This window comes from Pedobacter sp. AC212, assembly GCF_979258625.1.
Genome location: NZ_OZ409870.1, coordinates 4,299,459 through 4,312,675, shown reverse-complemented (window position 1 = coordinate 4,312,675; position 13,217 = coordinate 4,299,459). Strand labels below are relative to the sequence as shown.

At 37.9% G+C, this 13,217-nt stretch carries 10 protein-coding genes; 5 read left to right on the top strand and 5 right to left on the bottom strand.

From position 1 onward, the window contains the following. The first annotated feature begins 68 nt into the window (after nucleotides 1–68). The 4 genes from rpoC to ACZZZC_RS18400 all read left to right on the top strand — a co-directional run bounded on the left by rpoC (nucleotide 69) and on the right by ACZZZC_RS18400 (nucleotide 7,401). Nucleotides 69–4,355, top strand: a complete 4,287-nt coding sequence (gene rpoC, locus ACZZZC_RS18415; protein ID WP_056850016.1) for a DNA-directed RNA polymerase subunit beta' — start codon at nucleotides 69–71, stop codon at nucleotides 4,353–4,355. 134 nt (nucleotides 4,356–4,489) lie between these two features. Next, on the top strand, nucleotides 4,490–4,801 hold the full coding sequence (locus ACZZZC_RS18410; RefSeq protein WP_056849503.1) for a DUF3467 domain-containing protein: 312 nt from the start codon (nucleotides 4,490–4,492) through the stop codon (nucleotides 4,799–4,801). A 90-nt stretch (nucleotides 4,802–4,891) separates the two neighbouring features. Then, nucleotides 4,892–6,115 carry an OmpP1/FadL family transporter gene (locus ACZZZC_RS18405; protein ID WP_463487849.1) on the top strand — a complete coding sequence of 408 codons (1,224 nt, stop codon included), beginning with the start codon at nucleotides 4,892–4,894 and terminating at the stop codon, nucleotides 6,113–6,115. A gap of 11 nt (nucleotides 6,116–6,126) precedes the next feature. Continuing rightward, on the top strand, nucleotides 6,127–7,401 hold the full coding sequence (locus tag ACZZZC_RS18400) for an SGNH/GDSL hydrolase family protein (protein WP_463487848.1): 1,275 nt from the start codon (nucleotides 6,127–6,129) through the stop codon (nucleotides 7,399–7,401). A gap of 46 nt (nucleotides 7,402–7,447) precedes the next feature. Here ACZZZC_RS18400 and miaA read toward each other — a convergent pair whose 3' ends face one another. The 4 genes from miaA to ACZZZC_RS18380 all read right to left on the bottom strand — a co-directional run bounded on the left by miaA (nucleotide 7,448) and on the right by ACZZZC_RS18380 (nucleotide 11,255). Next, nucleotides 7,448–8,353 (bottom strand): tRNA (adenosine(37)-N6)-dimethylallyltransferase MiaA, encoded by a 906-nt coding sequence (gene miaA / locus ACZZZC_RS18395; RefSeq protein ID WP_463487847.1) that lies wholly within the window; start codon nucleotides 8,351–8,353, stop codon nucleotides 7,448–7,450. A 75-nt stretch (nucleotides 8,354–8,428) separates the two neighbouring features. Further along, entirely contained in the window at nucleotides 8,429–9,073 is a 645-nt protein-coding gene (locus ACZZZC_RS18390) for an IS1096 element passenger TnpR family protein (RefSeq protein ID WP_265797982.1), read from the bottom strand. 98 nt (nucleotides 9,074–9,171) lie between these two features. After that, nucleotides 9,172–10,578 (bottom strand): CCA tRNA nucleotidyltransferase, encoded by a 1,407-nt coding sequence (locus ACZZZC_RS18385; protein ID WP_463487846.1) that lies wholly within the window; start codon nucleotides 10,576–10,578, stop codon nucleotides 9,172–9,174. Nucleotides 10,579–10,688: 110 nt separating this feature from the next. Further along, nucleotides 10,689–11,255: an L-threonylcarbamoyladenylate synthase gene (locus ACZZZC_RS18380; RefSeq protein ID WP_463483508.1), complete on the bottom strand. Its 567-nt coding sequence runs from the start codon at nucleotides 11,253–11,255 to the stop codon at nucleotides 10,689–10,691. Nucleotides 11,256–11,451: 196 nt separating this feature from the next. Here ACZZZC_RS18380 and ACZZZC_RS18375 point away from each other — a divergent pair, with 196 nt between their 5' ends. Continuing rightward, the gene (locus ACZZZC_RS18375) at nucleotides 11,452–12,018 is read left to right on the top strand and encodes a DUF4136 domain-containing protein (protein ID WP_463483507.1); all 567 of its coding nucleotides are present in this window, start codon (nucleotides 11,452–11,454) and stop codon (nucleotides 12,016–12,018) included. Here the strand turns inward: ACZZZC_RS18375 and ACZZZC_RS18370 are convergent, their stop codons facing one another. Next, nucleotides 12,019–13,206, bottom strand: a complete 1,188-nt coding sequence (locus ACZZZC_RS18370; RefSeq protein WP_463483506.1) for a glycosyltransferase family 4 protein — start codon at nucleotides 13,204–13,206, stop codon at nucleotides 12,019–12,021. Between the last annotated feature and the right edge of the window lie 11 nt (nucleotides 13,207–13,217).

Here is a 13,217-nt window from a genome sequence, read left to right as displayed (position 1 = left end):
AGTGAATGATGGGTAACTGTCATTCAATCATTCAATCACTCAATCCTTCGATCATTAAAGAAAGAGATATGTCTTACAAAAAGGATAATAAATTAAAAAGCAATTTCACATCAATCACGATTAGCTTATCGTCTCCAGAAATTATTTTGGAACGTTCAAGCGGTGAGGTGTTGAAACCGGAAACCATTAACTACCGTACTTACAAACCTGAGCGTGATGGTTTGTTCTGTGAGCGTATTTTTGGTCCGGTAAAAGATTACGAATGTCATTGCGGTAAATACAAACGTATCCGTTATAAAGGTATTGTTTGTGATCGTTGTGGTGTTGAGGTAACAGAGAAGAAAGTACGTCGTGAGCGTATGGGACACATCGCTTTGGTGGTTCCTGTTGCACACATCTGGTATTTCCGTTCGTTACCAAACAAAATCGGTTATTTATTAGGTTTACCTACTAAAAAATTAGATTTAATTATCTATTACGAGCGTTACGTAGTTATTCAATCAGGCTTAATGGCCGAAGAAGGTATCAATTATATGGACTTCTTAACGGAAGAAGAATATTTAGATATCTTAGATAAATTACCTAAAGAGAACCAATACTTAGACGATAAAGATCCTAATAAATTCATCGCCAAAATGGGTGCTGAAGCATTAGAAGATTTATTAAAGCGTATTGATCTAGATACTTTGTCTTATGATTTACGTCACCAGGCTGCTAACGAAACCTCTCAACAACGTAAAAATGAGGCTTTAAAACGTCTTCAGGTTGTTGAAGCTTTCCGTGGTGCTAATACACGTATTGAGAATCGCCCTGAGTGGATGATTGTTAAAATCGTTCCGGTTATTCCACCAGAATTACGTCCTTTAGTTCCATTAGAAGGTGGTCGTTTTGCAACTTCAGATTTAAATGATTTATACCGTCGTGTAATTATCCGTAACAACCGTTTAAAACGTTTGATCGAGATTAAAGCACCAGAGGTAATTTTACGTAACGAGAAACGTATGTTACAGGAAGCTGTAGATTCGTTATTCGATAACTCACGTAAAGTTAACGCGGTAAAAACTGAAGGTAACCGTGCTTTGAAATCACTTTCAGATATTTTGAAAGGTAAACAAGGTCGTTTCCGTCAGAACTTATTAGGTAAACGTGTGGATTATTCAGCTCGTTCGGTAATTGTTGTAGGGCCTAGCCTTAAATTACACGAGTGCGGTATTCCTAAAGATATGGCTGCTGAGCTTTACAAACCGTTCATTATTCGTAAGATGATTGAGCGTGGTGTGGTAAAAACAGTTAAATCTGCAAAGAAAATCGTTGATAGAAAAGATCCATTAGTTTGGGATATCTTAGAAAATGTATTGAAAGGTCACCCGGTATTATTAAACCGTGCACCTACATTACACAGATTGGGTATTCAGGCTTTCCAACCAAAATTAATTGAAGGAAAAGCGATCCAGTTACACCCATTAGTGTGTACTGCATTCAACGCCGATTTTGATGGTGACCAGATGGCTGTCCACTTACCACTAGGTAACGCGGCAATTTTGGAAGCCCAAGTATTAATGTTGGCTGCACACAATATCTTAAACCCTGCAAATGGTACACCAATTACAGTACCTTCTCAGGATATGGTTTTGGGTCTTTATTATATTACTAAAGGCCGTAGAACCGATGATACAAGAGTAGTAAAAGGACAGGATTCTAATTTCTATTCTCCAGAGGAAGTAATTATTGCTTACAATGAGAAAGAATTAGATCTTCATGCTTTCATCAAAGTAAGGGTAAATGTTAAGCAAAACGATGGTTCTATCGTTAATAAATTAACTGAAACTACTGTTGGTAGAGTATTATTTAACCAATTGGTGCCTGAAGAGGTAGGTTATATCAACGAATTATTAACTAAAAAATCGTTAAGAGATATTATCGGTGAAGTAGTGAAAATGACTGGTATGGCCCGTGCTTCTCAATTCTTAGATGATATCAAAGAATTAGGTTTCAAAATGGCTTTCCAAGGCGGTTTATCGTTCAACTTACAAGACGTAAACATCCCGGTAGAAAAACATACTTTATTAGAGCAAGCTGCAGCTGAAGTTGAAGAGGTAAGAAACAACTATAACATGGGTTTCATTACCAACAACGAACGTTACAACCAGATTATAGATATCTGGACTCGTATCAACAACAGGTTAACTACTTTCGTTATGACTCAGTTATCGTCAGATAACCAAGGTTTTAACTCAGTTTACATGATGCTTGATTCAGGAGCACGTGGATCTAAAGAGCAGATTCGTCAGCTTTGCGGAATGCGTGGTTTGATGGCGAAACCTCAAAAATCAGGTTCAGGTGGTGATATCATTGAAAATCCGATCTTATCAAACTTTAAAGAAGGTTTATCGGTATTAGAGTACTTTATCTCTACTCACGGTGCTCGTAAAGGTTTGGCGGATACGGCTTTAAAAACGGCGGATGCGGGTTACTTAACTCGTCGTTTACATGACGTTGCTCAAGATATGATCGTTAACGATAACGACTGTGGTACTTTAAGAGGTATGTATACTACTGCCTTAAAAGATCAGGAAGATATCGTTGAACCATTATTTGATAGAATTTTAGGTCGTACTTCATTACATGATGTATACAATCCTTTGGATAATACATTGTTAGTAGGTGCTGGCGAAGATATTAATGAAGAAGTTGCTAAATTGATCGAAGAATCGCCTTTAGAAGGTATTGAAATTCGTTCAGTATTAACTTGCGAAGCTAAACGTGGTGTTTGTGCATTATGTTATGGCCGTAACTTAGCATCTGGTAAACGTGTCCAAAGAGGTGAGGCAGTAGGTGTAATTGCAGCACAGTCAATCGGTGAGCCGGGTACACAGTTAACACTTCGTACTTTCCACGTGGGTGGTACTGCATCAAACATTGCTGCAGAATCAAACATTGTTGCTAAGTTTGATGGTGTTATCGAATTCGAGAATATCCGTACAGTTGATACGCAAACTGAAGATGGTACAGTACAAGTAGTATTGGGTCGTTCAGGTGAGTTTAAAATTGTTGAGCCAGGTACAGGCAGAGTGATTGTTACCAACAACATTCCTTATGGTGCTTTCTTGTTCGTAAAAGAAGGAGATAAATTATCTAAAGGTGATAAAATTTGTTCGTGGGATCCATACAACGCGGTTATCCTTTCGGAATTTGCAGGTAAAGCACAGTTTGATGCTATTATTGAAGGTGTTACCTTCCGTGAAGAATCAGATGAGCAAACTGGTCACCGTGAAAAAGTAATTATTGATACACGTGATAAAACTAAAAACCCTTCTGTTCAAATTGTAGATAAGAAAGGTGAATTTATCAAAGGTTATAACATTCCAGTAGGTGCTCACGTTTCAGTTGATGAAGGCGAAGCGATTCAAACTGGTCAGATTATCGCTAAAATTCCTCGTGCAACTGGTAAAACCCGAGATATTACAGGTGGTTTGCCTCGTGTAACGGAGTTATTTGAGGCTCGTAATCCTTCAAACCCAGCTGTAGTAACTGAGATTGATGGTGTAGTAACTTTAGGTGGTGTTAAACGTGGTAATCGTGAGATTACAATCGAATCTAAAGATGGTGAAGTTAAAAAATACCTTGTTCCATTGTCGAAACACATCCTTGTACAGGATAATGACTTTGTGAAAGCAGGTATGCCTTTATCAGATGGTTCAATCTCTCCTGCAGATATCTTATCAATTAAAGGCCCGGCAGCGGTTCAAGAATACTTAGTAAATGGTATTCAAGAGGTTTACCGTTTGCAAGGTGTAAAAATTAACGATAAGCACTTTGAGGTAATTGTTCACCAAATGATGCAGAAAGTTCACATCGAAGATCCAGGCGATACTATTTTCTTAGAAAATAACGCTGTAGATCGTTGGGATTTTGCAGAAGAGAACGATGCGATGTACGACAAGAAAGTTGTGGAAGATGCAGGCGACTCGACAGATTTAAAACCAGGTCAAATTGTATCATTGCGTAGATTAAGAGACGAAAATTCTCAATTGAAACGTAAAGATTTAAAACAGATCACGGTTAGAGATGCAAGACCAGCAACAGCAAGTTCTATCTTACAAGGTATTACACGTGCATCATTAGGTACTAAATCGTTCATTTCTGCGGCTTCGTTCCAGGAAACTACGAAAGTATTAAATGAGGCGGCGATTGCAGGTAAACGCGATAACATGTTAGGCTTGAAAGAAAACGTGATCGTTGGTCACTTGATCCCTTCAGGTACTGGTGTACGTGGTTACGAAAGAATCATTGTTGGTTCTCAAGAAGAATACGATAAGTTATTGGCTTCGAAACAAGAAGAAGTAGAGGCATAATAAACTTCATATTTTTAAAAGGGCTGTTTCATTTATTTGAAGCAGCCCTTTTTGTTTTAAATATTTTTTTAGTCTTAATGATAAAATATTACCTTTAAATGCTCTATTAAGAACAGTGCAAAATTTACCACATCATGGAAGAACAACAAAACGAAAATCAATTAAACATAGAGCTATCTGAAGAAATTGCTGAAGGAATTTTTTCGAATCTTGCCATTATCACACACTCCAATACCGAATTTGTATTGGATTTCATACGTGTAATGCCAGGAATTCCGAAGGCAAAAGTTAAATCAAGAATTATTTTAACGCCAGAACACGCCAAGCGATTACTTGTTGCTTTGGATGATAATATCCAGAAGTTTGAAGCGGTAAATGGTAGAATCAAAACGCAAGAGGAACCGCCGTTTCCGATGGGTTTTGGAGGGCCTACCGCGCAAGCGTAACCTGCAAAGTTTTCAAGGTCATCTTAAAAACAAATTTTTGCTTGCTATGTTAGCATAGTAGGCATTTCTGCTATAACCATATATTAAACTATGAGAAAACTTTTATTAGCCTTATTATTTTCTGCTCCGCTATGGGTGCTGGGACAAGGTTTCCAGGTCAATTTACAGGGACAAAAACAAATAGGAATGGCTGGCGCCGGGTCGGCACTGGCTTTAGACGAAGCTTCTGTATTCTTCAATCCCGGAGCTGTTACTTTTTTAGAAATAAATTCTATTTCTGCGGGAGTTAATCCGTTACTTTTTAAATCTGCTTTTAAACAAAACGGCTCAAACATCACTGAAAACGTTAAAAATAAAATTGCACCGCCTTTTGAAGCTTATGCCGTTTGGGGGCCGAAATCAAATAAATGGAAGTTTGGTTTAGGTGTTTATACTCCATTTGGAGGTTTGGTAGACTGGGGTAATGATTGGTCTGGCAGATATGCATTAACATCATTAAACCTGAAGGCAATCTATTTTCAACCTACCTTAAGTATTAAAATTACCGATCGGATTGGTGTTGGAGCAGGCTTCGTTTATAACCACGGAGATGTTAATTTACAAAGGGCGTTGCCTGTGAATTATCCTGATGGACGCTCTGGACACGCCACTTTGGAAGGAACTGGAAGCGGTTATGGGTGGAACGCAGGTTTATACATTAACACATTAAGCAATATTACCTTTGCGGTGGTTCATAAATCAAAAGTGATTACCAAATTGGAGGGTGGATCGGCAACTTTTGATGTTCCCGAATCACTAAGATCATCGTTCCCAGCCGGAAATACTTTTAACGCAGAATTGCCATTGCCATCTACAACAACTCTAGGTATTGGTATTCCACTTTCAAAAAGTACTACTCTTGCATTTGATGCGAGTTGGGTACAGTGGAGGATTTACGAGGAATTGGCTTTTGATTATGCTGTGAATACTTCTGCTTTGGCCGATACGAAATCTGCCCGTAATTATCGTGATGGATCTTCGTTTAAATTAGGTGTAAATCACAAAGCATCTGAAAAAGTATCATTAAGAGCTGGCGTGGGTTATGCATTTTCTCCTGTTCAGGATGGATATGTTACGCCAGAAGCTCCAGACGCAAATCGTTATATTCTAAGTGCTGGTGTAGGCTATGCACCGACAAGCCGTTTTGAAGTAAATGCTTCGTTTTTCTTTGAAGATGTTCAATCGCGTAAGCAAAAAAATATAGAAACTGGTTTAGATGGTACTTTCAAAACGTTAGTTTATGCACCTGGTCTTTCATTAACTTATAAGTGGTAGGAGAAATTTAAATGAAAAAATATATATTAAATAGTCTTTTCGCTGCCGTTGTTTTATTAGCAGCTTCATGTAAGCCAGAAATTGAAACGCCTGCAGGCACCACCGCGGGGCAAGCAAATTTCAGTAAATATATTGCTGTTGGGAATTCACTCACTGCTGGTTTTGCAGACGGTGGCCTTTACCTCGAGGGGCAAAAAGTAGCCTATCCGAATTTATTGGCTGCGCAAATGGGTAGTGTGGGCGGTGGAGCTTTCACCTCGCCATTTTTCGCTGATGCTCAAGCAAATGGTTCTGGCTATTTAACCTTATCGGCTTTGGTAAATGGAAGTCCAACTCTGGCCAATGTTACCACGAATCTTGCTTATCGCGATGCGACCCACTTGGCAAAGTATACCGGAGAAGTTCAGAACCTGGGCATACCGGGAATGCGTGTTGACTTGGCTTTTGCGGCCCCTTACAGTGCTGCCAATATGTATATGGAGCGTTTACTCAGTGATACACAAGTAGGAACAACAACTTATTTTCAATTTATACAAGGAAGAAATCACAGCTTTTTTTCTTTATGGTTAGGAAATAACGATGCATTGGGTTGGGCCACAAATGGAGGCGTAACCACCGACGCAACAAATGTGTTAACGGATAAAGCTACATTTTCAATGTTGTATTCTAATTTAATAAATGCATTAACTGCTGGCGGTCAAAAAGGGGTGGTAGGAACTATTCCTGATGTTACGGCCGTGCCTTACTTTAATACAGTAACAGTACCTGCGTTATTAGCTGCTGCAAAAGCGATAAATCCTGCTGCCGTTGCAGTATTTATTCAAACCGGAACTGGTGTTAGAGCCGCTACCAGTGAAGATTTGATTCGTTTACCTTTTCAAACTGCCGGTTTATTTGGCACGGGAACAATCCCTTATGGGCTGGATCCAAGAAATCCTATTGCTAATAATTGGGTGTTAGATAAAGATGAAATTATACGTGTTAAAGATTATGTAAACAGCTATAACAGTACAATTAAATCGCTTGCTAATAGTAAAGGTTTAGCAGTCGCTGATACTTACACTTATTTAAATATGGTTAAAGCCGGTATCGCTATTCAGGGAATTAATATTAATTCGGCTTTTATCACTGGTGGCGCATTTTCATTGGATGGTGTTCACCTTACCCCAAGAGGAAACGCGGTAATTGCAAATGTGTTTATTGATGCCATTAATAGCAAATACAATTCTACCATTCCTTCCATAGATATTACGAAATATAGAGGTGTGAAGTTCCCCGATAAATAATCTACTTCTATAAAAAAGGATTCACCATATGTGAATCCTTTTCTATTTATAATCTACCTTCAATATAGCCAATCACATTTTCCGTGTCATTAGGCTCGAACCATTTTATCTCTTCGTCTCTACGAAACCAAGTCAACTGTCTTTTTGCAAATCTTCGCGTATTTTGTTTAATGGCATTAATGGCATCGTCTAATTCGATTTTGCCATCCAGGTAGTCGAAAATTTCACTGTAACCGACGGTGTTGAGAGCGTTATATTTTCTGAAACTCCATAAAGATTTCACTTCCTCTACCAGACCATTAGCAATCATTTGATCAACACGCTGATTAATTCGATCGTATAAAATGGCTCTGTCGGTATTCAAGCCAATTTTAATCATATTAAACGGACGTACTTTCTTTGTAGCAGAAAGCATGGATGAAAGTTTTTTTCCAGTGGATAAAAATACTTCCAGGCCTCTGATCATTCTCTGCGGATTATTTTGATCCACCTTCGCAAAATATTCGGGATCAAGGATAGAAAGTTGTTCCTGAATGCTACTCAAACCTTCTATTTCAAATTGTTTATTTAATTTTTCTCTTATAGATAAATCAATTTCTGGCATTTCATCCAAACCATTAATTAGCGCATTCACATACAAGCCAGATCCGCCGACCATGATCGCTGTATGATGCTGATCGAAAATTTCCGCTAGCTTTTGCAGGCCTTCCACTTCAAAATCGCCGGTGCTGAACAGCTGAGTAATAGAATGTGAATTGATGAAATGATGTTTTGCGGCAGCAAGTTCATCAGGAGAAGGTTTTGCGGTACCAATCTCCATCTCCCGAAAAAATTGACGAGAATCTGCCGAAATAATTTCGGTATTAAAGTGTTGAGCAACTTGAATAGCCAAAGCTGTTTTGCCAATTGCAGTTGGACCAACGATAGATATTAGCGTCTTTTTATTCGGCATAAACTGGATTTAAAAACAAAAGCTGTCAAATTTAAATATTTGACAGCTTTAAGTTTACTTTAATTATGGGATAGATTAATAATCCTCTTTTTGATCATCATCGAAGTTATCTCCGTCAGAGAATTCGTCACCAAATTCATCATCTTCACTTTCTTCATCATCATCTGATTCTTTCTCATTGATTCCCATTTCACCCATTGCTTCCAATTCGTCTGTATCTTCTGGAACAAAGTTCATTTCATTTAAAAAATCAAATTCACTTGCTGCTGCAACAGCACCTCGAGGGTCCACCGATTGCGGCCCATTTTGCTCCATAATTTTAGGAGCCTCACCAGTACTCTTTGCTAAAAACGGATATTCGATATTCGGATCAGGATCTAAAACTATTTTCACTAATTCTACATGAAAATCGTAAGGTCGATCGAAATTATAGATGTAATAAAATTTTTGATGAGGATCTTCAATAAAACCACTTAACTTAGAATTTTCCATTAAAACTACCCGGTCTTTTTTTCGCTCATTGGGTAGGTAGGCAATTTCATCACCTTTTAGCCAATTATCAGTACTTACGTAAAATGATGATGGTTTCTCGGCATTGTAACCAGTAGATTTATGAATAGCCTTGTGCAGGTCTTCAAAAGTTTGGTTTGATTTAATGTCGATCTCTCTCACAACATCATCAAAATCTTCGAAAGTAATTCTAAATTTATAAATAGCCATTATTGTATTTTGGAACCGTAAAAATAAAGTTAATTTATATTACCACAAACAACAAAAAATATAAAAAGGTTGCGTTTAATTGATGTATGGGCATTAAATTACTTATTAACAGGATTTAAACCCATTTGTTTTGCCTGATTTAGCATAAAGTGATATGCTTCATAGTAATCATTTTTAATTTCTCCCTCGAGGATAGCTTCGCGTATCGCATTTTTGATTAGCCCCACGTCTTTACCTGCTGGTAAACCAAAAGTTTCCATAATATCAAGTCCTGTTATTGGTGGTTGCCAGTTACGAAGTTGATCACGTTCCTCAACATCTTTAAGCTTTATCTTAACCAGTTCAAAATTTCTTCGGTATTTGGTTTTCTTATATTCGTTTTTGGTGGTAACATCAGCATTGCACAGCATCATTAAACTTTCAATCTCTTCACCAGCATCGAATAAAAGTCTTCTCACTGCAGAATCGGTTACGGTTTCCTGGGCTAAAACAATCGGACGCAAATGTAATTGAACGAGCTTTTGCACGAATTTCATTTTTTCGTTCAATGGAAGCTTAAGCTGAGCAAAGATTTTCGGAACCATTTTCGCTCCTCTATCTTCATGGCCATGAAACGTCCAGCCGTGGCCTTCTTCGAAACGTTTGGTAGCGGGCTTGGCAATATCATGCAGAATTGCAGCCCAGCGTAGCCACAAATCATCAGTGTTTGCGCAAATGTTATCTAATACCTCAAGCGTATGGTAAAAGTTATCTTTATGTCCTTTTCCTTTAATAATTTCTACACCATAAAGCTGGGCCATTTGAGGGAAGATAATCTCCAGCAGTCCGGTGTCAAACAGGTGTTTAAAACCGATAGAAGGAACGGGTGATAAAATGATTTTATTCATTTCATCCGTAATTCGCTCTTTGGAAACAATACTAATTCTTTTTTTCTGCGTTTTAATTGCGTTTAAGGCAGCCGGATCTATATCAAAATTCAATTGAGCGGCAAAGCGAATAGCCCTCATCATACGTAATGGATCATCAGAAAAAGTTACTTCTGGATCCAATGGCGTACGGATGAGCTTGTTCTCTAAATCTCTGACTCCATTAAATGGATCTAACAGTTCGCCAAAATGATTGGCGTTTAAATTAATGGCCAAGGCATTGATCGTAAAATCTCTGCGGAGTTGATCATCTTCTAAACTACCATCTTCTACAATGGGTTTTCTGGAATCTGATCGGTAAGATTCTTTTCTCGCCCCAACAAATTCGACTTCTAAATCTTGATATTTAATATTTGCAGTGCCAAAGTTTTTAAAAATAGCCACTTTGCTATTTAGCTTTTTACCAACGGCTTCGGCATATTCAATGCCACTGCCAACCACAACCACATCGATATCTTTCGAAGGTCGGTTTAAAAATAAATCCCTCACAAAACCCCCAATAACATAGGCTTCGGTGTTATTTTTATCCGCAATGGCAGATAGTGTTTTAAAAATTGGGTTTTGAAGATGTTGCTGCATAGTTTTGAAATCGTCATGCTATCCTGATCATTTGGGATTAGCATATACACATACATCCCTGAAAACTTAGGGGCGAAGGCGATTTAAATAGGTTACAAAAGTACTAAAATTTACTTGCGGATAAATTCAAATTGACCGCTTGGCGTGAGTTTCATGATAGTAGATGGTTTTTTGATGCTGCGGTCTTCTTGCTGAAAGTCTACCACATAATCAACAGCTTCGATAATTTCAGGGTCGATATCATCGAAAAACTGTGGTGATGGTTTGCCACTTATATTCGCTGATGTTGATACTACAGGCTTTCTAAACCGCTGAATAAGGGGCGTACAGAAATCGTGTTTAACTATACGAATACCCACGCTTCCATCTGTGTTGATCACATTTGGAGCTAAATTTTTTGCATCAGAAAAAATGATTGTCAAGGGGTTTTCTGCGTATTCAATTAAATCATAGGCCACCTCAGGAATTTCTTTAACGTAGCTTTGAAGCTTGCTGTCCACATCCAAAAGCACAATCAGGCTTTTTTCTGCTGGCCGATTCTTGATTTTAAGCAGTTTTTCTACTGCATCAGCATTCGTTGCATCGCAGCCTAAACCCCAAATGGTATCAGTAGGATAGAGGATTACTCCGCCGTTTTTAATCACTTCTAAGGCTCTATTAATTTCATCTTTTAGCATACTGCAAAGTTAGCTTTTTCTATCAAATGTTAAATTTTCATAATATCCTAAAGCTAAGCGCTATAAGCTAAAACTAAATCAATATTTATTCGTTTTTTAATTGACAATAAAAATGTAAAATTATTGATCTCAGTATTTTTGTACATACAAAATCACTATATTTATTTCAGGTTATTCAAATAAAAACAACGCACAAATGAAAACATTTAAAACACTACTAATGCTATTTACAGTTGTATTGGCATTAACAGGATGTTCGAGTCTTAGGACAGCATCCGACTACGATAAAAACGTAGATTTCACCGCTTACAAAACTTATAACTTCTACGACAAAGGAATTGAGCGAGTAAGGCTTAATAATCTTGATAAACGTAGATTGATGGCAGCCGTAGAAGCTGAAATGAACGCAAAAGGATTTGTTAAAGCTGATAAACCGAGTATGCTGGTAAACCTTGTTGTGGTAGGAAGAGAAAAAACTGACATGTACAACTCTGGCTTTGGTGGTTGGGGTTGGGGCGGCGGCTGGGGCTGGCGTGGTGGCTGGGGAGGCTGGGGTTGGGGCGGTGGTCCAACTTATGTTAACCAATATATAGAAGGGACCATCATTATCGACTTTTTAGATCCCAACAAAAAAATATTATTTTGGCATGGAAGAGGCTCTGGCTTTAACCTTGATAATTTAAATAAACGAGAAGAAAGATTGTATACAGGCGTAAGAGAGATTTTGGCGCAGTATCCGCCAAATGCACTTGCCGCTAAATAATTAGCTTAAAACTTTTTGATAGCAATTCATTAATTGCCGCGTTACCAAAGGGCTGTTGAATTTTTGAACGAATTCCAGCCCTTTTTCTTTCATCTCGTTTTGTAAAGTTGAAGATGATAGGACCCTAGTTATTGCTGCTGATAAACCTTCGGGATCATTGGGGTTGACATAAATACTGTCTGGCCCGCCAGCTTCTTCCAAACAAGAACCACTCGCCGCAATTGTGGGTATTCCAGAATACAGGGCTTCGATAATGGGAATCCCAAAGCCTTCATAAAAAGAGGGGTAAACGAATACACTAGCCATTTGGTAGATGCCTGGCAAATCTGCAAAAGGGATGTTTTTAAGGAAAATAATTCTGTTGCTCAATCCCAAAAGCTTAATTTCCTTTTCTACTTCTTTAAAATAGGCTGTTTTCTTTCCTATAACTACCAACTTATATTCCTCGTTAACATCTTTCAATGCTTGGACAATCAGTTTGAGATTTTTCCGATTTTCAATGGTACCAACATTTAGTAAGTATTTCTGCGGTAGTTTATAAGTGGTTCGGATTTTATCAAGGGTAGTTTGAGGAAAGGCCGTTTTAAAGCTATCATTGCAACTTTGATAAATGACTTCAATTTTTCCAGGATTTATGCCATAAAATTCAATGATATCAGCCTTCGTTTTTTCGCTTATTGCGATGATTTGATTAGCTCTTTCACAGGCAGATCTGCTCTTCCATTCGTACAATTTCCGATCGATAAATTTATAGTACAGCGGATAACGTAGGAAGATTAAATCGTGAATCGTAACAATGGATTTGATTTTTGTATGCTGAATAGCGAAAGGAATTTCATGACTTAGGCCATGGAAAATCTGAACTTTATCTCTCAGTAAATCTTTCAGAATATTTAGTGAGCGCCACAAAAAAGTACCGTTTATTGGCAGTTTTAGCTTGATGTTTTCCGCTTCGAAAAAAGCATCTATCTGCCTTGAAGATTTTACTTTTGGCGAATAAACGAGGTATTGATTTTCAGGAAATTGTTCGGATAAGGCTTCAATTAACGATCGGCTATAATTGCCTAACCCCGTTAAATTATTCGCGGCCCGTTTACCGTCGAAACCAATTCGGAGTTTAATGTTTAAAGTTGAAAGTTGAAAGTTCTCTTGCAGAGAAATCAAACTTTTGCGATTTTCTTGCATCATGTTACTTTCCA

Bases quoted from the DNA above. Each gene is read 5' to 3' on its own strand.
- rpoC (WP_056850016.1), top strand. From the start codon at position 69: ATGTCTTACAAAAAGGATAATAAATTAAAAAGCAATTTCACATCAATC.
- ACZZZC_RS18410 (WP_056849503.1), top strand. From the start codon at position 4,490: ATGGAAGAACAACAAAACGAAAATCAATTAAACATAGAGCTATCTGAA.
- ACZZZC_RS18405 (WP_463487849.1), top strand. From the start codon at position 4,892: ATGAGAAAACTTTTATTAGCCTTATTATTTTCTGCTCCGCTATGGGTG.
- ACZZZC_RS18400 (WP_463487848.1), top strand. From the start codon at position 6,127: ATGAAAAAATATATATTAAATAGTCTTTTCGCTGCCGTTGTTTTATTA.
- miaA (WP_463487847.1), bottom strand. From the start codon at position 8,353: ATGCCGAATAAAAAGACGCTAATATCTATCGTTGGTCCAACTGCAATT.
- ACZZZC_RS18390 (WP_265797982.1), bottom strand. From the start codon at position 9,073: ATGGCTATTTATAAATTTAGAATTACTTTCGAAGATTTTGATGATGTT.
- ACZZZC_RS18385 (WP_463487846.1), bottom strand. From the start codon at position 10,578: ATGCAGCAACATCTTCAAAACCCAATTTTTAAAACACTATCTGCCATT.
- ACZZZC_RS18380 (WP_463483508.1), bottom strand. From the start codon at position 11,255: ATGCTAAAAGATGAAATTAATAGAGCCTTAGAAGTGATTAAAAACGGC.
- ACZZZC_RS18375 (WP_463483507.1), top strand. From the start codon at position 11,452: ATGAAAACATTTAAAACACTACTAATGCTATTTACAGTTGTATTGGCA.
- ACZZZC_RS18370 (WP_463483506.1), bottom strand. From the start codon at position 13,206: ATGATGCAAGAAAATCGCAAAAGTTTGATTTCTCTGCAAGAGAACTTT.